The organism is Cohnella sp. (assembly GCF_041640265.1).
Classification (GTDB): domain Bacteria; phylum Bacillota; class Bacilli; order Paenibacillales; family Paenibacillaceae; genus Cohnella.
In genome coordinates, this window is the sequence record NZ_JBEQAP010000032.1 from 1 (window position 1) to 23,523 (window position 23,523).

The following is a 23,523-nucleotide window of genomic DNA, read 5'->3' on the forward strand; positions in this document are numbered from 1 at the left end:
CACATCGACTCCAATCCCCCTCTCGTCAACTCATACTGGACGATTCGCTCTCCCGCTCCTCTCGCAACGGGGGCCATCCATCCTTTCTCGCAAAGAGATCTCAATAACCTAACTGCTGTACGATGATTGATCTCAAAGTGATCCCCCACATCTTTAGGACGGGTTGGCCGAGCTAGGCTGGCAGCCAGACGGATCACTTCGTTCTCCTCAAAAACGGCCCGCTTTACTGGAGTTTGGCTCGTTTCATACTGGCTTAAAAGCATGCGCATAAGAGCGACGATAAGCCCAGGGTTGCCCTCCACATCGTCATATGCGATGGAAATGACACGAAAGCCAAATGCCTCGAGATAGAGCTCTCGCCTGCACTCCCCGCAAAACTTATTTCGATCCATTTCCTTAACGTGGCTGTTAAAGCCTTTAATTTCCCATAAAAGCGTGACTTTCCATCCAGGGATTTTATAGGCAAAATCCGCAAAGTAGGACTTCCCACGCCAATCCGTTACCTCGTATTCCGGATGAAGCCCTTCAAAATTCCCCTTTAACTCCCACCAAATATTTTGACAAAAGAGCTTTTCTCCATGACCGTGCCCCCTTTCCAAACGACCCTTGCGCTCTCCTGCCCGAAGATTTAGATGGCACCGAATAAATGCGGCATGCGCTTCTTCAAATCTCATTCCTATTCCTCCTCCGGATAAAAATGAAAAACGCCCCAACCCCCGTGTTTGTACGGTGGATCAGGACGTACTTCGTCTCTCTCGTATTCTACCATAAATGATTGTAACGCCAAAATCATCGGTTATGACTTATGGGACAGCCCTTCTGTGATTATTAAATGCACCCTTATAATTGATAAATCCCTTGTTCTATTCGCTGGATGCAATATTCTGCAAACTTGTAATAATCAAAGTCATGGTAACTTTCCCCCTTAGTAAGCCCGCTGTAAAACATTCCCCACGCAACCTCACGAACCATCGCCACGAATTTCATGTCCTGAAAAATGTGGAATGTCTCCTCCTCGAAATATCCGAAGTATAACTTCAACCACTCACGCTCATCTGTTTCACTGAACTGGTTTGTAAACGGAATGAGCGTCAATTCGAAAAACACATCTCCGACTCCCGACAACTCCCAATCAATGATTTGCAAGTGTTGACCTGTATAAATCATATTGCATAAAAAGGAATCATTGTGACAGAATTTGTTGTTATATTCTTTGTCATTACTCCGACTATGCGCGATTTTCTCTACTCGATGCAAAATTCGGTTTAATCCATCAGGATGCTTGACTTGAAACTGATCTGCGCCTTTCAAATATCCATAAATTAAATCGTAAGGAGTACATGTTCTACCTTGACCTTCCATACGATGTATTCGTTTGAGGCGATCCATAATCATTCCTTTGATATTACCGTCTTTCAGATCATCTTTCTCAAGCATTCGACCTTCAATAAATTCCGTGACTACGAATTGTTCCGGATGATTACTGGAAATCACTTTAGGAGCAAATCCTTCGCGGTTTGCCTTCCTCATCACTTCTACTTCAGAGCGGCGTGTCAGGTTCAAATACTCATTTTGCCTGCTATTGATGCGTAGAACGTATGTACCCTGTTTCGTTTGTACCTTATAGGTTTGGTTGCACAGCCCTCCTCTAAGATTTTCAAAACTTAAAAATTCATGGTTTAGTTCTGGTACTTCGCGAATTATTTCTTCAACTTTCATGCTCAATAGGATCCACCCCCACTTCGAATTTTCAGTTGGCAAAACTAGAATCACATGAGAGACAATTACAACTTTGGAGATGAAATAGAACCCAATAATGACGCTTTAATTTAAACGCTTACGTAAACGTTTACTTGCACAGTTTGATTATAAATATCTCCCGACATTAGAGTCAAGCTAAACAAAAATTATAACGAAATGCTATAGACGGATTTTGAAAATGTCTACAAATTATATTTTCGAGATATCTACTTGTTTGTTCTTTCGTTAAGTCGGAATGTAATCCATTGCTGAAGAAATAACACAAAAAACCTTTTTTAAAGCTTTGAAGAGCATCAACACTTTCAAGGGTCATTGTAAGATTAATGTTTGGTTATGCCAAATCGCACCGCTTTCTGGAGCCGTTCAAAAATAAGAGCATTTATTAAAGGCCTCATTATAGCTTCGTTATTGTTTATCGTACTCTTATTCGGATATATAGGCTTATTTCATGATCACTTATCATGTCACACTAACAGAAGGAAGATAACATCTTGATTTGGGAAAAAGGAATGGATTTACCTGCATGAAAACTGATAAATAAAGATTATTCGTCTCGTTCTTAACGCCTATCATAATTTTACAATTTATTTGCACTATATTGACACTAGGCATACATTTCATCTGTACAATAAAAATTAATAATATAGTTACATGACAGGCTGAGACCTTTGAGAGAACCTTGTTCATGTCAAAAAAAGTGGTGATCTATTTAGCTATTTCACTACTTATTTTTGATAGGATAAGGTTCTTTTGTTTTATTTATAAAGGCAAATAAGACCGATGGAGGTAACCTAATGAGTCAGAATCTCTTTAATCATCCAATAATAGCGGCAGTAAGAGAGATTGAGCATTTATCCTATGCCCTTCATTCATCAGTAGATACAGTGTTTATGATGTGTGGAGAATTATCTAACATTACCGACATTGTAGAAGACATTCATCGTTATAAAAAAAATGTTTTTCTCCATGTAGATTTAATTAAAGGGTTAGCTAATGACAAAGAATCCATTTCTTTTTTAGCAAATAAAGTTAACCCTGATGGAATTATTAGTACAAAAAATCACATTATTAAGGCGGCAAAACAATCTGGCTTATTAACTATTCAACACGTTTTTATGCTTGATACACAAGCTTTATCTGTAGGTATTCGTAACTCGCTAGCCAATCAGCCAGATGCTGTTGAGATGATGCCTGGGCTTATGCCAAAAGTAATTTCACAATTTAAAAAAGAAGTCGCTTTACCCTTAGTCGTTGGAGGACTTTTACAAGAAAAGCAAGAGATCTTTGTGGCATTAAACGCAGGCGCTGATGCTGTTGTTTCAGGAGCCCCGGCTCTTTGGAACTTAGACTTAAATGAAAAATGATGGAGAAAGGTAGAGAATTTCGCTTATGAAAATATCAAGGCAGCTAGATGGTTTTTTATTCGATTTGGATGGTTCCTTATATCTTGGTAACGAATTGTTGCCGGGGGCCTCTGAATTATTAGATTTTCTCGATCGAGAAGAGAAGAAAATTGCTTTTATTACTAATAATTCATCTATGAGTGAAGTGCAAATTGCTGACAAACTTTTAAATTTAGGTATTCATGCAGAGAGTAAACAAATTATCACACCTGCTAAATTTGCTGGCGAATATATCAAAGAAAAATATGGTTTATGCAGGATATTTGTCATTGGTTCAGATTTTTTAAAAGAAAAAATAAAGGGTTCCGGGCATGAGTTATGTTTTAACGTTGATTCTCCGTGTGATGTTGTTTTAATCGGCAGAGACCTTTCATTTGATTACCGTAAGCTTGAGGATGGAGCTCTTCTCATTCAGAAGGGAGCAAGGTTTATTACTTCTAATTTAGATGGGCACCATCCTATTGAAAATGGAATGAACGTACCTGAAACAGGGGCTCTTACTGCTTCCTTACAAAAAGTAGTGGGTATTCACCCGGAAGTGATCGGAAAACCATCTCCTTACCTATTTAATAAAGCCTTAGAAATCATAGATTGTCGAGCAGATGCTACAGCAATTATAGGAGATAATCCCGAAACAGATATCTTAGGCGGAAAAAGCCTTGGGTTATATACAATTTGGCTTAGATACAGTTCATTTTGGCTGCATCATGAAATAGAAGCAGATTTCATTTGTAAAAGTCTAACGGAATTACTCATACAGCTTAATCAGCTCTCTCAAATTGAAAGGAGTGATGAATATTTACAAAATGCATGTCAAGGGATGATCGAGGGGAATTAGTAAAAATAGGTAAACCATGTATGAGGCCTGAAAAATGACAATACCAATCCGACGAGGTGGAAATGAAATGATGGCACAAAAAACATTAACATTTAACAAGATTGTCTGGTTTAGTTTTGCATTAATTGCGTTATTAGTACTTCCAATAGTTAGTGGCTGTTCCAGTCAAAAAGAAGTGCAAGCTTCTACTCCAACAGCTTCAACCAGCGGGCAGAGTACAACGGAAAACACAACGGAAAGTGAAGATAAATGGCCTGACAAGCTGGTATTTACCCCTATCCCCTTAGAAGATCAAAGTGTATTAACGAAAAGATATGAGCCATTTGCAGAATATCTTAAAAGTGAATTAGGAATTCCTGTTGAAATTTTTCCAGCGACAAGTTATGCAGCTGCTGTAGAAGCTATGCGTAACGGCCATTCCGATCTTGGATACTTTGGACCTTTTGCGTATATCCATGCAGCTTCAAGAGCAGGTGCAGAAGCATTTGCCGGTGGAATTAAAGCTGGAGGAGAACCGGTTTATTACTCCTATTTCATTACGTTAAAGGATTCGGGTATTAATACGCTGGAGGACCTCAAAGGAAAATCATTTTTATGGGCCGATCCTACCTCTGCTTCCGGACATTTATTTCCGAAAGCGCATCTGGTAAACGAACTCGGTATACCTGTCGATAAAGTCGATGGCATGTTTGGCGAAGTCGCTTTCTCCGGCAATCATGAGGCATCCGTATTAGCGGTCCTAAACGGGGATGCAGATGCAGCGGCTGTATATGACATCACTTATAACATGGTGATCAACGAAAACAAAGATCATCCGAATATGGACAAACTTGTGATTTTCGAAAAGACTAATCCTATTCCATTGCCTCCGTTTACTGTACGAAAAGACTTGCCGGAAAGCTTAAAAGTGGCCATTAAAGACGCTTTTTACAATGTAGCTAATGTGCCTGAGTTAAAAGCGTATTTAGAAGACACGGGGCATGCAGGCGGTTATGTTGAAATTGCTGATGATGCTTATGAAGTGGTTCGCATGACAGCAGCAGGGCTTGAGATGGCGCCTGAAGATTTAGTGAAATAACAAAAATATATGTGAGTTTTCGCTGATCCCGGAAACTCACATATAACCCTGTCTTCCATTATGGATTAGGAGGAAAAGTTACAACATGGATGAACATCCGCATTTAGTTGTTAAACAACTCTATAAAACGTACAAAGACGGAACGAAAGCTTTACAAGATATTAATTTATCTTTTGCTAAAGGAGAGGTTGTATCGATCATCGGACCTAGCGGAGCTGGAAAAAGCACGTTGATTCGTTGTATCAACCGTTTGGTGGAGCCGACATCCGGAGCAATCGAGTTTGAAAATACAGACATTGTCAGGCTTCGAGGGAAAAAATTAAGAAATATTCGCAGAAAAATAGGCATGGTGTTTCAGAGCCACAATTTAATTAAGAGAATGCAAACCATCCAGAATGTCTTGCATGGTCGCTTGGGTTATATGGGAGATTTGCGCGGGTGTCTGGGTATGTTTGGAAAAAATGACGTGGAAATGGCTCTGAATATTTTGGATCGAGTCGGTTTGAAAGATCAGGCTTATAAAAGGGCTGACGAGCTGAGTGGCGGACAGCAGCAACGGGTGGGACTCGCCCGCGCAATCTGTCAAAAACCATCCATTATTATGGCCGATGAACCGATCGCCAGTCTGGATCCGGCAGCTTCTCGCTCTGTGATGGATTACTTGCGGAAGATATGCAAAGAAGATGGAATTACTGCCATAGTCAATCTGCATCAAGTCGATTTTGCCATAGAGTACTCGGATCGAATTGTTGGCGTGAAAGCCGGCCAAATCGTCTTTAATGGTCACCCAGGCGATCTGACAGAATCAGACACAAAAGTAATCTATCATTAACTGCAGAAGAGGGTGCTTTATGATGAATTCTTATCAGGAATCTTTAAGTACGCAGAAGAAAGATGCCATCAGCACTAAGAATTCAGCAGCGTCTTCTTACGAGGAATACCAACAGGGAAAGCGAACCAGGATAGCTAAAAAAATGACAATAGCTGCTTTTATTGGATTGATTGCAGTTTGGTCATGGATTGACACAGGTTTCTCCATCCTATCTATTTGGGGAGGCCTTAGCAATATTTTCTCTTTTGTATTCTTTGATATGTTCCCCCCAGACCTGACCGTCTTCAAAAAATTTCTAGGTCCCGCTCTAGATTCATTATATATGAGTATTGTCGGGGTGGTTATTGCGATGGTTTTCTCCATTGCTTTTGGCTTTATGGCAGCTACTACCACATCGATTCATCCGATTGCAGCACATGTATTTACAGCGATTATTAGCTTCCTTCGCTCGGTTCCGGCTCTCGTTTTAGGGATGTTTTTCGTAGTTACCTTCGGTATGGGGACGTTTGCCGGCGCACTTGCGCTCGGGATTTCCGGAATCGGGATATTAGGAAAAGCCTATAAGGAAAATCTGGAGGAAATTAATAGGGGACAAGTAGAGGCCCTGAAAGCCACAGGTGCTAGTTGGTTACAAATTGCCGGTCAGGCCATTTGGCCGCAATTTAAACCCGGCTTTGTGTCCTGGACCCTTTATAAAATGGATATTAACATTCGCGAAGCATCTATTCTAGGTATGATCGGTGCTGGCGGGATCGGATATGCTTTACAGTTTAGTGTGGACCTGTTTCGTTATCAACAAGCAGCCACGGCAATCCTATTGATCTTTATTCTGATTATTATCGTGGAATTTATTACATTAAAACTAAGGGAATATATTTTATGATAAAAAACTCGAAAAATGGGTTCGATCATTTTAAACGTCCGAATCCATTTTTTATAATCATAGTTCTTTTTATTTTCAGTTTCTCTCAGTTGAATATGAGTTGGGGAAAGCTGCTGGATTCTTTTGAGCGCGGGAAATATATGCTGAATCGAATGCTGCCGCCGCGTTTCGATGAACCTCTCAATTTGCTGGAAGCAGCCGTCGAGTCCCTTCAGGTCGCCGTGGTTGGGACGATCCTGGGAATTATTATGTCCACTGTTCTAGCTGTATTAGCGGCTAAAAATTTAACTCCACATCCTTTGATCAGCTACTCTATCAAAATGTTTGCAGCTTTTGTTCGGGCGGTACCGGCTTTGATTTGGGCCATCCTGTTTATCATTGCTGTGGGGTTCGGCCCTACACCAGGAATTCTGGCTCTAGCTGTTAACAGTATTGGAATGTTGGTGAAGGTATACGCGGAATCCATCGAAGAGATGGATATGGCTACAATTGAAGCGGTACGTTCAACCGGCGCTAGTCCGCTTCAAGTCATCTTTCAGGGAGTCTTTCCATCCATAATGAGTATTTTCATTACCTGGTCCATATTCCGCTTTGACATTAATGTTCGCTATGCTGCAGTACTTGGGGTTGTCGGAGCCGGCGGCATTGGTTGGGTATTGCTAAGCGCTGTAAAATCTTCTCGATTGGATGCAGCCTTAGGTGCTACATTTGTTATTTTTGCTTTGATTATTTCCATTGAATATATAACTAGATTTATTAAACGACAGTTAGAGAACATTTAATCATCAGCCAAGGCTGAAGCGAGGTACAGGCCGGATGTTAGTGGGGAAAGGATGTGACGGAGATTTTTTCGGTTTTGGCTGAGATGGAAGGACCACACGGCGCTGTCTTTCGGACTTCGATCCTTAAAAAATAAAAGGAGGAAGAATAAGATGAAAGCAATAAGGCTCGTTTTTGTGATGATGATTATGATGATGTTTTTCTATTTCCAGTACTCCAACCAGACACAGGCCAGCTCGTCAACGTTTAAAATTGCCATCCTGCCGGATACCCAAAACTATTCGGCAAGCTATCCTGATATCTATCGTGCACAAACTCAATGGATTGCCGACAACTGGCAGGCACAGAACATCAAGTTTGTAATTCACGAGGGAGACATTGTAAACAATAACAACACCACCCAGTGGGATGTTGCTCGGGATGCCATGCGAACTTTGGATGGCGTCGTTCCATACTCGGTTACACCCGGAAACCATGATATGGGTACCAACGGTTCAGCAGATACGCGGGATACCAATTTATTCAACACCTATTTTCCAAAAAGCAAATATTCCGGGACCGCGACTTTCGGAGGAGTTTATCCTGCGGAACCGAACAAGTATGACAATAACTATCATACTTTCAGCGCCGGGGGAACCAACTGGCTGGTGCTCTCTCTGGAATTTGGACCAAGAGATCCCGTACTGGATTGGGCTAACGAAGTCGTTGCATCTCATCCCAACCACCGGGTAATTGTGGTAACGCATGCCTATATGTTTTCCGATGAGACCCGCTATAATGCCGGTCATAGCTGGAATCCGCATAGTTACGGTGTAGCTTCGGAACCGGGAGGAGTCAATGACGGGGAAGAAATGTGGCAGAAGTTTGTCAAGCTGCATCCTAATATATCGATTGTAGTTAATGGACACGTTCTGAACGACGGTCAAGGTCGTCGTGTCACGGTTGGGGACCACGGAAACAAGGTCTACCAGATGCTGGCCAACTACCAGAACCAAACCAATGGAGGAAACGGTTATTTACGTCTGCTGGAAATCGATCCGGTTAACGGGACTATGAAAGGGACCAGCTATTCTCCTTATCTGAATCAATACAAAACCGACTGGCAAAACGACTTCCTGCATACAGATGTCGAACTTGGTACGCCGGCAGCTCCAACAAAACCGGTGCTGCTTGACAACTTCAATGACGGGAATCTGAACGGATGGACGATTGTGGATGAAGGAACGATTTCTGCCCCTTCCAGCTGGTCGGTAAGCAGCGGAAGGGCCGTACAGACCTCCAACATTTTCGGTCCGGATGTTCCCGCAGTTGATAACCGGAAAGGAACCTTCTCCTATTATAACAAAACATCTGCTATGAACTGGAATAATTACAGTGTCGAAGCCATTCTAAAATCCACGGATGACGACGGAGTCGGCCTCATGTTTTACTACAAGGACCCCAGTAACTATTACAAAGTGGATCTGGACAGCCAAAGGAATTTCCGCAAGCTGTTCAAAATGAAAAATGGAGTTGAAACCACCCTGGCTACTTCTACCGGAGCTTACACTGTCGGTTCGGATATGACACTGAAAGCCACGGTCAGGAATGGAAAGATTACCGTCACTCTCAACGGTGCAAGTCTGTTTGGCACGGTGACGGATAACGATCTTACCGGTGGAACTGTAGCCATGTACTGCTGGGGGAACCAAAATTGTTATTATGAAGATGTTCGTGTTCAACCTGCCGATGCTCTTATGTCGGACGACTTCAATGACGGCAATATTACCGGCTGGACGGTTGTAGACGAGGGAACGATTTCCGCACCTTCCAATTGGTCGGTGGTGAGAGGGGAAGTACAGCAGTCTTCCAATATCTACGGTCCGGACGTTTCCTCCACTAGCAATCGCAAAGGAACTTTTGCCTATTACAACAATAGCGGAGCTTTTTCCTGGACGAACTATTCGTTTGCCTCCGTACTTCGCTCCACCGACGACGACGGAATCGGCCTCCTGTTCCGCTACCAGAACCAGAACAACTACTATAAACTCGACCTGGACAAGCAGCGTAATTTCGTTAAGCTGTTCAAAGTCGTCAATGGCGTCGAAACCACTCTGAAAACAGCAACAGTACCGGGGTACACTCAGGGCGCCAATACCAACCTCGAAGTGAAAGTCATTGGCAACCAGATTCAGGTGTTCCAGGACAGCATCGATATCTTTGGCGGACCCATTACGGACAATTCCCTCGTGACTGGAACAGTAGCTTTGTATTGTTGGGGGAACCAGAATAGCTACTTCGACGATGTGTCGGTGGACCCTCTGTAAACAAACCCATACCGTCCCAAATCGAAAAGATGAGCAGCTCCTTGGATCGGCGCCAGCGCTTTGTTGCTGGCACCGATCCTCTATTTTGGCTGCGCAGCAGGGATTCCGCTTTTTCAATAACTTAAAGAAGAAATGGTGGTGTTTGTCATGCATGTACAGGGGTTCAGAAATCTATCCTTATCCTTATTGATCCTGATCGCTTTATCACTTTTAATAGCTCCCACTGCCTTCTCTCACGACATAAATATGGGTGGGTCAAAATGGTACCTTGGCAAGAACCACATTCAGTCCGCCATTGAGCTCGATTCCTCCCTGTTTACGCAAATCAGAGGGATCAAGGACGGGGGCTATGATCTTGATAGCCTTACCAATGTACAGCTTCGGGAATTGACAACCGGCATCATTCAACCCTACATCAACGAGAAGCTATCGGTTTTTGTCAATGACCAATCCTACCCAGTAAAGGTAGACAGATTAGAGAGAGACGGAGCATTATGGACAATATGGCTAGGGGTAAGCGACATTAGTTTTGATCAGCCATACAAGGTGGAGATAGATTACAGGCTTTTATTTGAAGAAACAAGCAATAACCATGTGAATATCGCCTTTTTCTATTTTTCCGATGCTAATGACGATTGGGTCTTTGATCATAATCAACCGGATTTACAGAACACATTCGAACCGGGCAATACCGTAAGGGAATTCTCCGTTGAATCCAAAACTTTATGGTCGAGCATATATACCTTCTTAGTACTTGGAATCAAACACATCCTGATCGGTTTTGACCACATCGCATTTCTGGTTGCTTTAATTGTCATTGGGTTGCCCTTCAAGGAAGTTATAAAGATCATCACTTCCTTCACCGTGGCGCACAGCATTACTTTGCTGCTTGCGGCAATGCAGGTTATCAGTCTAAACTCCAGGTTTATCGAAAGCGTGATTGCCCTTTCCATCTGCTATATCGCTCTTGAAAACATGTTGGCAAAACAGGTCAATTATCGGTGGCTGGCAGCATTCGTCTTCGGATTGATTCACGGATTCGGATTTGCCGGCGTTCTCCAGGAGTTCATCGCAGGAAAATCGAATCTTGTCCTCTCGGTTGTCTCGTTTAATGTCGGCGTGGAACTCGGACAGCTGATCATCTTTTTCATCCTGTTGCCCGTTCTGCACCTGCTCAGGAATAAATTCGAAACAAGAAGAATAACCGCTTACGCATCCATAGTCATCTTTATCCTTGGTTTGATCTGGCTTGTCGAGCGAGTATTCAACCTGCAAATGGTATCGTTCTGATCATGTCAGTGATAACAATTGAGATACCGGAGCAGAATACCTTAAGTCCTCTCATCATATGATTGTTTCCTATATTCACCTGGCGTCACCCCAACGACTCTCTTGAATACCCGATTAAATGAAAAATAATGAAGATACCCTACTTGTATCGAGATATCTTGAATGAGATCATCCGTAGTCTTCAATAGATGCTTGGCATGCACAATCCGTATGCGAGTCAAGTAATCAACGAAATTCTCGCTGAATTCATCCTTAAACAGCCGACTTAAATAGCTTTGATTGGTATTAAATTGATCACTAAGCAGCTGCAAGGATAAATCCGGATCATTAAAGTGTTGCTCGATATATACTTTCGTTTCATGTATTAACTCTTGACTGTTACGGCCGATCCGGAGCCTCTCCATCTGCTCGGTTGCCGAACCTAACAAAGCAATAAACAAAGATAGCTTAAAGAAAGCTAGTTCACCTCACTTGTGATACGGTTCATCGTATCACAAGTAACGCGAAATTTAAGGGCACCTAAACCAGCTTGTAGTTGCTCCGACTGATTGATTGCAAAGTTTTCTCTAAGGCAGATTCCAAAGGCGTTGCAGTCACACCAAACCGTTTAGTAAATTTGTTGCTTTCTACAATAAAATTTTCTTCAAATTGGTACAGCATTTTCTAACAGGAACTTGCAGCTCGACGATAAACTCCTCCGGCTTCATCATTTGTGCCATATCGACGATGTAATGCTCGATAGATGCACCGTTTTCGACGTATCCGTTTTCCTCGATCCACTGCAGAAGCTTACTGTAAATCCGCTTGCAAGAAACATCATTTGGAATCCCGCAATAGAGGGCGGTAATATAATCACCTTCAGGAATGATGCGCGTATTAACGGATTCCGGGCCTGCATGATCAAGGATGATACAGTATTCCATGTCGGATTCTATTTGATATTTTTCCCATCAAAGTGGTTTCCCCTCTATAAAGGCTTCAATTCCGCATACCCGAAATCAACACTGAACGCTTTGCAGTAAATGACAACAGTGCTGTATTCGGATAAGTCGATGTCTTCCGGCAGCTCGTAATTTTGATCCCCGATATTTCCTTTCAGCTTCGCAAGCTGTACACCGTCTGCAGCACTGCTTCCGGGTTTGGTCAGGTATACATATAAATCCGGTCCGTTGGTCACATCAAATTGTTCCAATCTCAAATAAGATAGATCGCCCGACTGAACCGTCTTCACCATCCCTGCCGCATGATGGGACTGATCCGCATCCCTGAATTCACCGGAATATGGCATCGCAACCGGTCGAGTCGTTTCTGTCTTTGACGAAGTACTTGCTTCCAGAAGCGTCTCACGTGCAGTACCGATCCCTGTCTCCGCTTGAATGGGCAGCTCTTCATTTACTATATGATCGAGAAAGAGCGGTGAAGCCAGCCGCCAAACAACGAATATAGAGACAATTGCTAATCCGGTGAACGCGTATCTCTTCCAGTGTTTCATGTTCAGAACACTCCCTTATTGTCATATCTATTTCTACGATAACCGTTCGACATTAGAAGTTTATAACATAAACATTAATTAAGTCTTACAGAATATTCAAAATCTAATTTAACCATAAAATGAATTTTCCCTCTTTCGTGGCTGCAGCAACAATGGATTGAGCTTCCTTTTCATTAGAAGTCGTAAGCACGGCGATATTGGTGTTTAATCTGCCGTTCAGATCGAAACTAGCGACAGTCCGGCTTCCTTCAGAAGTGCGTTTGACTATCATAAGTTCATTTTTACTCTGATTTGGAAGAATCAGTTCAGGCCTTTCGTCCTGATCCCAATCTGTAACAGCAAACATCTCCAGATTTCGGTTTCCGATATCATGGGTAGAGAAACTCTTGTCAGACGCTACAGATGTCAACCTTTTATTTTCTTTGTCCCAGCGAACATACTGCAATGTCCCCCCAATGTGCGGGGTCATCACTTCTGCCAGTTCTATATGACCATCAGGGCCGAAGGGAGCAATGGCCAGTGCATGGCGCCATCTGTGCCCTGCACCGATCGGCGATCCTTCAGCCAATAACTCGCCTGATTCACGAAACAAAGCCAGTCTTGCGCCTGTGTTGTCGTTGCTAAGGGTAAGAACAATCTCTCTTTCTCCGTCCAGATCCCAATCTGTCCAAAGAGGGCTTAGACTTTCAATGACATCAGGCGAACGGACCATCATCGATTGAATAACCTTCCTTTCATTCGCATCAATGATGACGAAACCTCCTGCTTCTGTAGCATCTCCCAATATGCCATGTTGGTACTGCTCCGTTGGGTTAGTCAGTACGAGCAATCTTTCTTTATCGTCCACCAATATACGTGTATCCGGCAGGGCATTCACGGACAATCTGGTTATTTCTCCTTCATTCCAGAAAACAACATCCCCGCTGCGTTCCACAAAAACCTGCAGATCATCCCGAATGGACAGAGGGGTTGTCCACCGCAAAGCTTCGCCTGGTGGGAACTCTCCTAATTTTATCTGTATCTTCGCAGGTTTGATAGAATGTGGAATGGATAGAGTGACCGGGGGAGTGTTTACTGTCTTTTCTTCCACTCGCCCGCTGCGCGAATGGACATGAAAACGCTGAATTTGTCCATCGTCTAGAACGACGACCCATTCCGAAAGGGTTTCTTCTTGTTCTTCCGGGCTGATTGCTTTTGTACCATATACATATATAGGAGTTCCTTTTAATTTAATTTCTATTGTCTTGCCAAGCACATTTGATAGCTATCTTGTGCTGATAGGGCAATAAAACAGTTGCTAAAACTAATTGCATTAGTTAATATAATACATAGGTTAGTTTATATTTATGTTGAAGGGAGCATCAACATGGAAAAGCACATAAGTACGGAAAAGAATATCAACATAGCAAATAAGGACAATCATGTCGTATCAAGATCCGCCGCGAATACGAATCGTATTCAATTTTCGGTCATGGCTTTAACTGTCGCTGGGATCCTGTTTGTCTTATATCCTACACTTCGCCCCTTCTCTGATGAGACATCTTTGTTGGGTGCTGCGGCGTTCGCTTCCACGAATTGGATCGTAGCACACGTTATGGCAATTCTAGCCTTCGTCTTATTGACGGCAGGACTGTTTGGGCTTTACATCTCACTCCAAGACACTTTTGTAGAACACCTAGCACTCCGCAGTCTTGTCTTTACTTGGCTGGGTGCAGGTCTGACACTACCGTTTTATGGAGCTGAAGTTTTCGGCCTGAATGCAATTGGCCTGGAAGCAATCAAGCAGCAAAGTGCCGACTTGATTAGCCTCGCTAATGATGTCCGTTTTGGGCCCGGTTTCTTCATGATCCTCTCAGGGCTTGTATTAATGGCCGTCGGTTCAATCCTGGCAGCCGTTGCAATTTGGAAATCTCGTATCATGCCAAAATGGAGCGGTATTCCTCTCGCTTTAGGGTTCCTGATGTACCTTCCGCAGTTTATGGGAACTCAACCAATCCGAGTCGCTCACGGGCTAGTGGTTGCTACTGGGTGTCTTTGGATAGCAGCTGGAGTATGGAGGCAAAGCAACAAAAAAAAACCACAACAACGAAAGGGTCCACTAACTCCGTTCTGATCCCAATCTGTCCAAAGAGTAGCTGAAGTTGTCCATTGTCTAGAGCTCTTTTACGATTTAGTCTATGTCGTTGCCGTTTCTATCGCGACGCATGTTCTCGCTGAAGCATGACGGTCGAATCTCTTGGGATGCCATTCTAAATTTCCATTAATTTCTGTTCTCCCATATTATTCATAAAGATTTCTGTTCCGTCCCCACTTCAAATTGCCGACCCCACTGCTCCAGAAAATCCATAAGCGGCTTCATCCCTTTCCCCAGATCGGTCAATTCGTATTCGACCTTCGGGGGAATCGCAGGATACTCCTGTCGCAACAAAATCCCAGCTTCCTCAAGCTCTCTAAGCTGTTCCGCAAGCACTTTATGTTGAATGCCACTAATCTCTTTCTTGATCTCTCCGTATCTCTTTTTCCCTTCCAAAAGACGACAGATAATGGTCATTTTCCACTTGCCAGAGATCGTATGGATAGACAATTCAATGGGACATTGAAACTGTCTTTGATTGATTCTGTACATACTCTGCATGATCTGCACGATCCCCTTCCTAACCATCCGGTTAGTAGTATACAAATAAGTGCGTACTTCTCTAACGAAACTATAACGATTATGATAGGGCATGTAAACCCAACCTGACCGGTCGAATGGGGAGCTGAACAAAGGAGAGAAAGATAATGCCAAATAAAACAATGAAAGCCGTTGGTTTTTATAAATATTTGCCGATTGACCATCCCGAGAGCCTATTAGACATCACACTGAATAAGCCGGTTGCTGTCGGTAGCGATCTTCTTGTCCGGGTAAAGGCCATATCGGTTAATCCGGTAGATGTCATCGTCCGAGCTCCGAAAGATACCGTCGAACATAAACCTAAGGTAATTGGATGGGACGTGGCCGGCGTTGTCGAGCAGACAGGTCCAGATTGCAAGATCTTCAAACCTGGCGACGAAGTATATTATGCGGGAAGTTATATAAGGGCTGGAGGTAATAGCGAATTTCATCTGGTGGATGAACGAATTGTTGGCAGGAAACCGGCTTCGCTTGATTATGCTGAAGCTGCAGCGCTTCCGTTAACGACAATCACCGCGTGGGAGGCTTTATTCGATCGTTTGGGCATCCCAACGGACACGGAGCGAAATCGCGGTAAATCGCTGCTCATCATCGGAGCGGCGGGAGGGGTTGGTTCCATTGCCATTCAGCTTGGTAAATGGGCAGGACTGACTGTAATCGGAACTGCGTCTCGTCCGGAGTCGTCCGAGTGGGTACTCAGGATGGGGGCCGATCATACGATCAATCATCGACAGCCATTAGTGCCGCAGCTGCAATCGATAGGTCATGAACATGTTCATTATATTTTCAACTTAAGCAGCACGGATGTTTATTGGAACCAGATGGTAGAGACCATTGCTCCACAAGGCAAAATATGCGGAATTGTGGATGCCACAGGCCCGGTAGATTTAACCCAGCTGAAGTTCAAGAGCGCGACGTTCGTCTGGGAGATGATGTTCACCCGGCCGATCTTCCAGACAGAGGACCAGATCGAACAGCACAAATTGCTGAATCGAGTGGCTGAGATGGTTGACGCCGGTATCTTACAGACGACACTTACCAAACGCTTGGAGCCAATCAATGCCATTACGATGCGAGGCGCTCATGCTATTGTTGAATCGGGTTCATCTATGGGCAAAGTCGTGGTAGAACATTTCTGAGTCATGAATACTTTCTTATATCTTAAAAGGGTTGAGCATATCCCGGCTCAACCCTTTTTTTACAACTGTCTAGGGAAGACGCCCATTTGCATCGATAAGCTCGGGTTCCCGCACCGGAATGAGTCGCTCATTCTCGCCTTTCACGACCTGCAGGCTTGTGACCGCGGGCAACGTTTCTGCGATAATGGCACCGCTTCGGAATACGAACCGCGGCGCCAGCCGCTGGCGGATCAGATCGCCGGCGTCCTCCGCGTCGAACAAGAGAAACGAGGCGGGGGCTCTATCCTTGAAGACGCCGCCATGGAAACCGTAAGCCTCGAGATTCATCGCCGCAGCCCCTCCCTCCGTGATCATCCCGAGCAGGCTTAGCATTTCGGCACGTCCACTCATATGGGCTAGATGGGCAGCCATGTGGGCGGCGTCTAGCGGATTGCCCGTACCGAGGGGATAGAACGGTGAACGAATATCGTCATGAGATAGCGCAACGTTGACCCCCGCGCGCTGAAATTCCTTGATACGCGTAATTCCTCTTCCCTTAGGGTAGCCGTCATAGCGACCTTGCATAACACTATTAATTAGCGGACATGCGACGATCGAGAGGCCGGATCGTTTGACCAGCCCAATGACTTTCTGGAAATAGGATTCGTTATAATAAGCAGCGGCGTTTGCATGCGCCGCCGTCGCCCGAGAGCCTATCCCCGTAGACAGCGCCATAGAGGCGCACACCTCCAGGTACTTGGAATTCTCGTCATCCGTTTCGTCGCAGAAAACATGAACATACACACCGAAGCGATCAGCAAGGTCGAACGCCTTGCGCAAGGACATCACCCCTTCCTCGCGGGTGTTCTCCAGATGCGGAACCGCGGACACTCCGTCCGCACCCATTCGCAGCGCTTCCTTCATCCGCTCCTCATTAGCTGGACAGCACATGATTCCGTCCTGGGGAAATGCCGTGACCTGAATTTCGATCTGCCCGCGATAGCGCTCTTTGATCTCCATGATGGCTTCCAGTGCCGTCAGCTTTGGATCCCCAATGTCGACCATCGAACGCAGATGAAGGACACCGTATCCGAGATAAAGGCGAATCGTGCGCTCCGCTCTAGCGATGACATCCTCCTTCGTGAGCGTCATTTTGCGTGATGACCAGATTTCGATCCCTTCCGCCAGCGTACCGCTCTCGTTCCAGACGGGATTACCTGCGGTCAGCGCCGTATCCAGATGGACGTGCGGCTCGACGAACGGAGGCACGAGCAGCCTGCCTTCCGCGTCGAGCGTCTCCGCGGCAGCCGCTCCGGTTAACTGACCCATTCCCGCAATACACCCATCCCGTATCCCAATATCGACACTTGCGCCGTCTCCTGTTAGGAGGACAACATTTCTCACAATCAAATCATAAAAGTTCATCATCTCATCCCCGCCATTCATTTGATGCCTTTTGTCGCTTCGGCGAATCGCGCCACGCGGGTACCCAGCCTGCCTGCCATTATCAGCTCGCGCTCGTCAGGAGTTCTCGAACTGTCCGGCCCCGCCAAGGTAGAGGGCCCGTAAGGAGAACCGCCGATAGCGTCCGCCGTCAAATATTCGGGATTCTGCGAGTAAGGAAGACCGACATAAATGAGACCGAAATGAAGCAGAGGTACAATCGAGGTCAATATCGTCGCCTCGTGTCCGGTATGGATCGAACCGGCGCTCGTCATGACTCCGGTCGGCTTGCCCTCCAATTCTCCGCTTGCGCACAGACTGCCTGACATGTCGAGGAACGACTTGACCTGCGCCGGCATCGAACCGTAATAGGTCGGGAAGCCCCAGACAATGCCGTCCGCCCAGCGCAGATCGTCATGGGATGCTTCCCTCACCTCCTTCTGCTCCATTTGGGACTTCTCATACTTCTCCCATCTTGCACCGACACGAAATTTGCCGGACAGTGAGTCTTCCCCGCTGTCTTGTCTGCGGCTCGGATGGTCGAGCATTGCCGTTACGTTGTCGGGGGAACGAAACTCCGGTATGCGCACAAGTCTCACCTCGTGCCCTTCGTCTTGGGCTCCCTTTGCAGCCGCTTCAGCCATCCGGTGGATATGTCCGTATGCGCTGAAATAGACGATTAAGACCTTCGCCATTCTCGCCCCTCCTATCTTTTGACATTACGACAGGAGCCGCGGCGCGAACGCGTACGGCCCCCTGTTCGATACCTATTTTCTTGCCGCGCTCCCTGCGCGGACAACTCTTTATTTTCCGGGAAGAAACTCGTTCGTGAACACATCGTCAAGCGGCTCGGTTTTCTTCAGAATGCCAATATCGACCAACTGCTTCTGCAGTCCTTCCCAGATGTCCTTGCTCATGTAACCGACTCCGTTTGTCTCCGCATCCCCGCCATAGATAAGCGGCTCCTGGGCTTTTGTGCCGAACGCCATCGCTTCCAGCTTCAGATCCGGGTTTTTTTCCTGCATTCCCTTATTGATTTCTTCGGAATTGTCCTTGTAGTAATCCCAACCTTGGATGGATGCTTCTACATAAGCTTTAACGATATCCGGATGGTTCTTGATGTAGTCTTCCGTGGTGAAAAGAATGTTTCCGTACTGCTTATAGCCAAGATCGTAATTGAGGAAATAATCGACTTCCACTCCCTCCTCCTGCATCGAGAACGGCTCGGAGGTTACATAGATTTGCGTAGCGGAGTCCGGATCGGCAACGAAATTGGCCAGAGACCCGGTATACTTCATCTCCTCCACCTTGTCCAGCTTAAAAGCCTTCTTGAGATATTCCCAGAATGCTACACCACTGCCTACGTATACCTTATGACCGTTCAACTCGGAGATGTCCTTGTATTTACCTTTATGATACATAATGCCTTGGGGGTTCTTCTGGAATGTCGCCGCGATTGCCACGAGCGGAATTCCGTTTTCCCGCGCGATCAAGATCTCGTCCGCCTGCCCCATTCCGAATTCGGCCTTACCGGAAGCTACGATCTGCGATGCGGAAACCCCCGGGCCGCCGGACTGGATTGTCATTTCAAGCCCCGCGTCCTTGTAGAAGCCCTTAGCGAGCGCTGCATACTGCCCGCCATGCTCCGGCTCCGCAAACCAGTTCGTCACCTGCGTGACTTTAGTCATCTTGACTTCCGCGGGCTCGCTGCTCGGCGATTCGCTGCTCGGCGATTCACTGCTCGGCGATACACTGCTCGGCGATACACTGCTCGGAGAAGAGGCTCCTCCATTCTTGTCTGTCCCGCAGGCCGACAGCGCCATGACAGCTAACACGAGTAGAGATAGTACTCCTAATCTGATCTTCTTGCCTCTAGAACCTTTTGCCAGCATGTTTCTTCCTCCCTTATCCTCTGAATATCTATTTATGCATCCGCTTGTTGCGCGGATAAGCATCAAGGAATTCAACCTCTCCGGGTTCGAAGCTCTAAAGCAGCGCTGATGATCCGAGACTTGCAGCCGCAGTGTTCGATAACGGGTCCATCCACTGCCGCTTCAACTCGGACGCATAAATCCAGCGCGTCTTGTTGTACACCCAGCGCGTGGCGGGAAGCTCCTGAAAGAGCTCCTCTCCCGATTCGGCGTCTAAGACGACGAATCCCGCCGGATTGCCGGCAGCAACACCGTATTCAGGAATACCGGCGATGGTCGCCGGGAGATGTGTCAGCATCCGCAGCACCGTAACGATATCCTCTTCACGAGCCAGATGTGCGGCATAAGCAGTCATAAGACCCATTTGAAGCATGTCTCCCCGACCGAACGGATGGAATGGATCCTGGATGTTGTCGGAGGCCGCCGCTACGGGGACCCCGGCTTTCATCAGCTCCTTGACCCGCGTCAGACCGCGTCTCACATTGCCCTGATCGCCGCGGCCCTGCAGGTACAGGTTGACGGCGGGGAGCGTGACGACTCCAATACCCGCCTCCGCCATCTTGGCAATCAGTCGATCCGCCTCCTGTTGAGCCATCGCGGATAGCGAGCACAGATGGCCCGCAGTCGCCCTTCCCGCATAGTTATGATTTAGGATTTGGTCGCAATAGAGATCGATCGTTTTAACATCGGGATCGTCGGATTCGTCGCTGTGAAGATCGATCGGCAGGTCAAACGACGTCGCGAGCTGTAACGCCCAGCGAATTCCCGCTTCCGGGTCGGGCGCCAGATGCGGCGCTCCGCCGATGCCATCGATGCCCATCCGCAGCGTCTCCTCGGCGAACTCAGTGAGCCCCAGCTGTTGGGCGGGATCGTAAAAATACATCGGAAAGTACTGGATGTCCACGAAATCCTTCACGATCTCCCTCGCCTCCAAAGCTGCCTCCACCGTTCGCAGTGCAACCTCGCGGTCAAGATGGAGGGGGACATCAAGATGACTGCGCAGCGTAAGGCTGCCGAAGGAAGCTGCCCGAAGCGCAGCCTTAACGATCCGTTCCCTGATCGATTCCTTGCTGAAGGTCGGGGAGATGGAACGGTAATTTTCGATCGCTTCCAGGAGAGTTCCCGAGCGATTGCGCACATGAGCGAGAGAATATGCTTTGTCCAGATGCATATGGACGTCTACGAATCCAGGCAGCAGAACCCGCCCCTGCAGATCGATCTCCCGGGCTGTCCGAAGCTCCTCGAAGTTTAGTTTGGAGATCGGCACATGCCGATCCGAGACAACGATCTCTTCCTGAGCCTCAACGGAAGACCACTTTCCGTCCTTGATTGTTAGCTTGAACAAACCACCGCCCTGCGCTAGGGGCAACCTTGCGTTGACGGCTTCCAGATCAGCCAGCATGGCCGACACCATCCTTTCGAGTTGTCGTCCTCTACCCTTCCGGCGAATTCATCTCGGATTCGTGCCAGGAGCTGAGCATCCACTTGGAGAATGCATTGACCAGCAGGAAAAAACAGATTCCGAGCAAAGACGCCGAAAAGCCGCAAGCGAACAAATAAGCGGTTCGTAGACGGGAGGCGGCTACGGTGATCGCATAGCCTAAGCCCCCCTGCCCGCCTCCGATGCCTGCGATGTATTCGCCCACGATGGCTCCGATAACGGCAAGCGTACAGGAAATTTTAAGTCCGGCGACGATGTAAGGCAGCGCAGACGGCAAGCGCAGACGGAACATGGATTGCAAAGGCGAGGCGTTGTAAAGATAGAACAGGTTCTTCATGTTGTGGTCGGTTGAGTTGAGCCCGATCAGTGTATTGGACAGCATAGGGAAGAAGCCGATCAGGAATGCGATGATGACGATCGCGTTGGTTCCGGCACCGAACCAGATGACGATGATCGGCGCGACGGCCACTATCGGTATGGTTTGCAATATAATGGCATAGGGGTAGACGCTTCTCTCGACAAGCTTGGAGCTCGCCAATAGGATCGCAAATCCGACTCCCAGTACGACGCTGAGCAGAAATCCAAGCACCGCTTCGGTAATCGTCGTATACACCGATACCCATAGATTACCGGCGTTCTCCGATGCAGCTCGAACGATATCGGTGGGCTTGGGCAGCAAATAAGGCTTCATGTCGGCCAGTCGGCAGAAAAGCTCCCATCCTCCAATGAATATCACGAACGCGGCGATTGGAGGCAGAACCGTTTTCAACCATGCCAGCATTGATTTGGACAATTTCCTCTCCGATGCCGCTTCCGTGTTTGCCTCCGATAGAGAATAAAGACCGGGGTCAGCGGTATTATTAACGATCTCTTCCCTCATCTCACATCACTCCTTTTCGTTTCCTGTTCAGCGGGAATTTGCAGCTTGCCCGGGTTTAACAAGGAACGCGGGTCGTTCGCTCGCTTGGCGGCAAGCATCACCTCCAATTGTCCGCGTCCGCCCATCTCGAGCATCCATGTGTGGGGATCGTTGATTCCGACGCCAATCGAACGGAAGAACGCAATGATCTCGTATAAGCGTTCGTGAGTCGTATAGCGGACGATAGGCAGCGCGGCGGGGATGATGATGCCCGCCGAACGCATGAATTCGAGGTGCAGCAGTACTTCGTCGCCAAACTCAGCCTTGATCTGACCGATTTGCCGGGGGAAATCGACCGGATGGAAGCCCGCCTGGAGATAAGTGAGCGTAGGATCTGTCTTTAGCGCCCATAAAGTGGTGTGGTTCCATGTGAAGTCGGATAAGCCTAAGGTTTTGCGGTATTGATCGGAGGGGATGACATAACCGATACGTCCGCCAACCGAGGAAGCATGAGCCGCAAGCGTATTCTCGGTGCCGTCCTCGGTCTCCAGAAAGCACGCGTTTGCCCCTGTCTCGAGCTGCTTCGCAAGCGGTTTGAAGAACGATGGAATCGGCCATTCGATGGGAGTGACCAGCCGCTTGCGGACGGAGTCGTCCGATGCCACCGCATGAGCGAAACGGTATGCCGCTTCAAAATCGTCGAATTGCACGACCGTCTGTCTCCAGGACACCTTCGTTGAGATCGGGATCTTCAGCTCCGTTACGATACCGTTGGTTCCGTAATTATGAATGTAAGCTTCCAGCTCCGGCCCGTTGACGACAAGCCTCCGGGGCGTCTCCTCTATCGTGTACACCACGGCTTCCAGCACGTTGCCGTCCCAGAGGTTTCCCCAGGTGATTGAACCGATGCCGCCGGATCCGCCGCAGACGAAACCGCCTACCGTTGCCTTCATGAACGTGCTCGGATAAATCCGGAGCTCTTTGCCTTGCTCACGCAGATGCTTCTCCAGCGCTCCCAAGCGAACGCCCGCCTGAACCCGGGCGTATTCGTCCGTCACCTCATGCACGGCATTCAGTCGGCTCAGGTCCAGCACAATGCCGCCTTCCAACGGTACGGCCTGACCGTAATTTCCAGTTCCCGATCCACGCGTCGTAATCGGAATTGCGTGGTGGTAAGCGAAGGCGAGAACCGAGGCGACCTGCTCCTCTGTCTCCGGAACAACGATTGCGTCGGCTCTCTTGTCCCGGAGCAGCGGCTCCAGCACGGGGGAATACCAGTAATAATCCTTCGACAGCTTATCAACTTGGTCGAAACCGAGGTGCAGCCTTTCTTCCCCGATTAAATCCGCCAATTCCTTAGTCCATACAACCGTCATCAGGCAACCCTCCTTTCC

General features: G+C 47.0%; 23 protein-coding genes. 10 read left to right on the top strand and 13 right to left on the bottom strand.

Annotation, left to right across the window (positions count from 1 at the left end; all coding sequences use genetic code 11):
- A partial coding sequence (locus tag ACESLK_RS19850) for a hypothetical protein (RefSeq protein ID WP_373231439.1) occupies nucleotides 1–674 on the bottom strand: 674 nt, incomplete at its 3' end.
- Nucleotides 675–840: 166 nt separating this feature from the next.
- Nucleotides 841–1,719, bottom strand: a complete 879-nt coding sequence (locus tag ACESLK_RS19855) for a phosphotransferase (RefSeq protein WP_373231499.1) — start codon at nucleotides 1,717–1,719, stop codon at nucleotides 841–843.
- A gap of 836 nt (nucleotides 1,720–2,555) precedes the next feature.
- On the opposite strand from ACESLK_RS19855, the gene ACESLK_RS19860 reads away from it, so the two are divergent.
- From ACESLK_RS19860 to ACESLK_RS19895, 8 genes are all read left to right on the top strand, one after another.
- The gene (locus tag ACESLK_RS19860; RefSeq protein WP_373231440.1) at nucleotides 2,556–3,125 is read left to right on the top strand and encodes a glycerol-3-phosphate responsive antiterminator; all 570 of its coding nucleotides are present in this window, start codon (nucleotides 2,556–2,558) and stop codon (nucleotides 3,123–3,125) included.
- A 25-nt stretch (nucleotides 3,126–3,150) separates the two neighbouring features.
- Nucleotides 3,151–4,002 (top strand): HAD-IIA family hydrolase, encoded by an 852-nt coding sequence (locus ACESLK_RS19865; protein ID WP_373231441.1) that lies wholly within the window; start codon nucleotides 3,151–3,153, stop codon nucleotides 4,000–4,002.
- Nucleotides 4,003–4,069: 67 nt separating this feature from the next.
- Nucleotides 4,070–5,080, top strand: coding sequence for a phosphate/phosphite/phosphonate ABC transporter substrate-binding protein (locus ACESLK_RS19870; protein ID WP_373231442.1), 1,011 nt, complete (start codon nucleotides 4,070–4,072; stop codon nucleotides 5,078–5,080).
- Nucleotides 5,081–5,165: 85 nt separating this feature from the next.
- On the top strand, nucleotides 5,166–5,912 hold the full coding sequence (phnC, locus tag ACESLK_RS19875) for a phosphonate ABC transporter ATP-binding protein (protein WP_373231443.1): 747 nt from the start codon (nucleotides 5,166–5,168) through the stop codon (nucleotides 5,910–5,912).
- A gap of 19 nt (nucleotides 5,913–5,931) precedes the next feature.
- Entirely contained in the window at nucleotides 5,932–6,795 is an 864-nt protein-coding gene (gene phnE / locus ACESLK_RS19880; protein ID WP_373231444.1) for a phosphonate ABC transporter, permease protein PhnE, read from the top strand.
- On the top strand, nucleotides 6,792–7,577 hold the full coding sequence (gene phnE, locus ACESLK_RS19885) for a phosphonate ABC transporter, permease protein PhnE (protein WP_373231445.1): 786 nt from the start codon (nucleotides 6,792–6,794) through the stop codon (nucleotides 7,575–7,577). The genes phnE (ACESLK_RS19880) and phnE (ACESLK_RS19885) overlap by 4 nt, the downstream gene beginning before the upstream one ends.
- Nucleotides 7,578–7,727: 150 nt before the next feature.
- A complete protein-coding gene (locus tag ACESLK_RS19890; protein ID WP_373231446.1) occupies nucleotides 7,728–9,881 on the top strand; it encodes a metallophosphoesterase in 2,154 nt (717 codons plus the stop codon).
- Nucleotides 9,882–10,127: 246 nt separating this feature from the next.
- On the top strand, nucleotides 10,128–11,171 hold the full coding sequence (locus ACESLK_RS19895) for a HupE/UreJ family protein (protein ID WP_373231447.1): 1,044 nt from the start codon (nucleotides 10,128–10,130) through the stop codon (nucleotides 11,169–11,171).
- 41 nt (nucleotides 11,172–11,212) lie between these two features.
- On the opposite strand, the gene ACESLK_RS19900 is transcribed toward ACESLK_RS19895, so the two are convergent.
- From ACESLK_RS19900 to ACESLK_RS19915, 4 genes are all read right to left on the bottom strand, one after another.
- Nucleotides 11,213–11,611 (bottom strand): helix-turn-helix transcriptional regulator, encoded by a 399-nt coding sequence (locus ACESLK_RS19900; RefSeq protein WP_373231448.1) that lies wholly within the window; start codon nucleotides 11,609–11,611, stop codon nucleotides 11,213–11,215.
- A 186-nt stretch (nucleotides 11,612–11,797) separates the two neighbouring features.
- A complete protein-coding gene (locus ACESLK_RS19905; RefSeq protein ID WP_373231449.1) occupies nucleotides 11,798–12,094 on the bottom strand; it encodes a GyrI-like domain-containing protein in 297 nt (98 codons plus the stop codon).
- 44 nt (nucleotides 12,095–12,138) lie between these two features.
- On the bottom strand, nucleotides 12,139–12,663 hold the full coding sequence (locus ACESLK_RS19910; protein WP_373231450.1) for a DM13 domain-containing protein: 525 nt from the start codon (nucleotides 12,661–12,663) through the stop codon (nucleotides 12,139–12,141).
- Nucleotides 12,664–12,766: 103 nt separating this feature from the next.
- A complete protein-coding gene (locus ACESLK_RS19915; RefSeq protein WP_373231451.1) occupies nucleotides 12,767–13,918 on the bottom strand; it encodes a hypothetical protein in 1,152 nt (383 codons plus the stop codon).
- A gap of 111 nt (nucleotides 13,919–14,029) precedes the next feature.
- On the opposite strand from ACESLK_RS19915, the gene ACESLK_RS19920 reads away from it, so the two are divergent.
- Nucleotides 14,030–14,776: a hypothetical protein gene (locus ACESLK_RS19920; protein ID WP_373231452.1), complete on the top strand. Its 747-nt coding sequence runs from the start codon at nucleotides 14,030–14,032 to the stop codon at nucleotides 14,774–14,776.
- Nucleotides 14,777–14,947: 171 nt separating this feature from the next.
- Here ACESLK_RS19920 and ACESLK_RS19925 read toward each other — a convergent pair whose 3' ends face one another.
- On the bottom strand, nucleotides 14,948–15,391 hold the full coding sequence (locus ACESLK_RS19925) for a winged helix-turn-helix transcriptional regulator (protein WP_373231453.1): 444 nt from the start codon (nucleotides 15,389–15,391) through the stop codon (nucleotides 14,948–14,950).
- Between the two features lie 53 nt (nucleotides 15,392–15,444).
- Between ACESLK_RS19925 and ACESLK_RS19930 the strand changes: the two genes are divergently transcribed.
- The gene (locus ACESLK_RS19930) at nucleotides 15,445–16,476 is read left to right on the top strand and encodes a zinc-binding alcohol dehydrogenase family protein (RefSeq protein ID WP_373231454.1); all 1,032 of its coding nucleotides are present in this window, start codon (nucleotides 15,445–15,447) and stop codon (nucleotides 16,474–16,476) included.
- Nucleotides 16,477–16,545: 69 nt separating this feature from the next.
- Here ACESLK_RS19930 and ACESLK_RS19935 read toward each other — a convergent pair whose 3' ends face one another.
- The 6 genes from ACESLK_RS19935 to ACESLK_RS19960 form a co-directional block, all read right to left on the bottom strand.
- Nucleotides 16,546–17,901: an amidohydrolase family protein gene (locus ACESLK_RS19935; RefSeq protein WP_373231455.1), complete on the bottom strand. Its 1,356-nt coding sequence runs from the start codon at nucleotides 17,899–17,901 to the stop codon at nucleotides 16,546–16,548.
- On the bottom strand, nucleotides 17,898–18,593 hold the full coding sequence (locus tag ACESLK_RS19940; protein ID WP_373231456.1) for an NAD(P)H-dependent oxidoreductase: 696 nt from the start codon (nucleotides 18,591–18,593) through the stop codon (nucleotides 17,898–17,900). The genes ACESLK_RS19935 and ACESLK_RS19940 overlap by 4 nt, the downstream gene beginning before the upstream one ends.
- Before the next feature lie 108 nt (nucleotides 18,594–18,701).
- On the bottom strand, nucleotides 18,702–19,790 hold the full coding sequence (locus ACESLK_RS19945) for an ABC transporter substrate-binding protein (protein ID WP_373231457.1): 1,089 nt from the start codon (nucleotides 19,788–19,790) through the stop codon (nucleotides 18,702–18,704).
- A gap of 94 nt (nucleotides 19,791–19,884) precedes the next feature.
- Nucleotides 19,885–21,198: an amidohydrolase family protein gene (locus ACESLK_RS19950; RefSeq protein WP_373231458.1), complete on the bottom strand. Its 1,314-nt coding sequence runs from the start codon at nucleotides 21,196–21,198 to the stop codon at nucleotides 19,885–19,887.
- Nucleotides 21,199–21,262: 64 nt separating this feature from the next.
- Nucleotides 21,263–22,150, bottom strand: coding sequence for an ABC transporter permease (locus ACESLK_RS19955; protein WP_373231459.1), 888 nt, complete (start codon nucleotides 22,148–22,150; stop codon nucleotides 21,263–21,265).
- Nucleotides 22,147–23,505 carry an FAD-binding oxidoreductase gene (locus ACESLK_RS19960; RefSeq protein ID WP_373231460.1) on the bottom strand — a complete coding sequence of 453 codons (1,359 nt, stop codon included), beginning with the start codon at nucleotides 23,503–23,505 and terminating at the stop codon, nucleotides 22,147–22,149. The genes ACESLK_RS19955 and ACESLK_RS19960 overlap by 4 nt, the downstream gene beginning before the upstream one ends.
- Nucleotides 23,506–23,523: the final 18 nt, after the last annotated feature.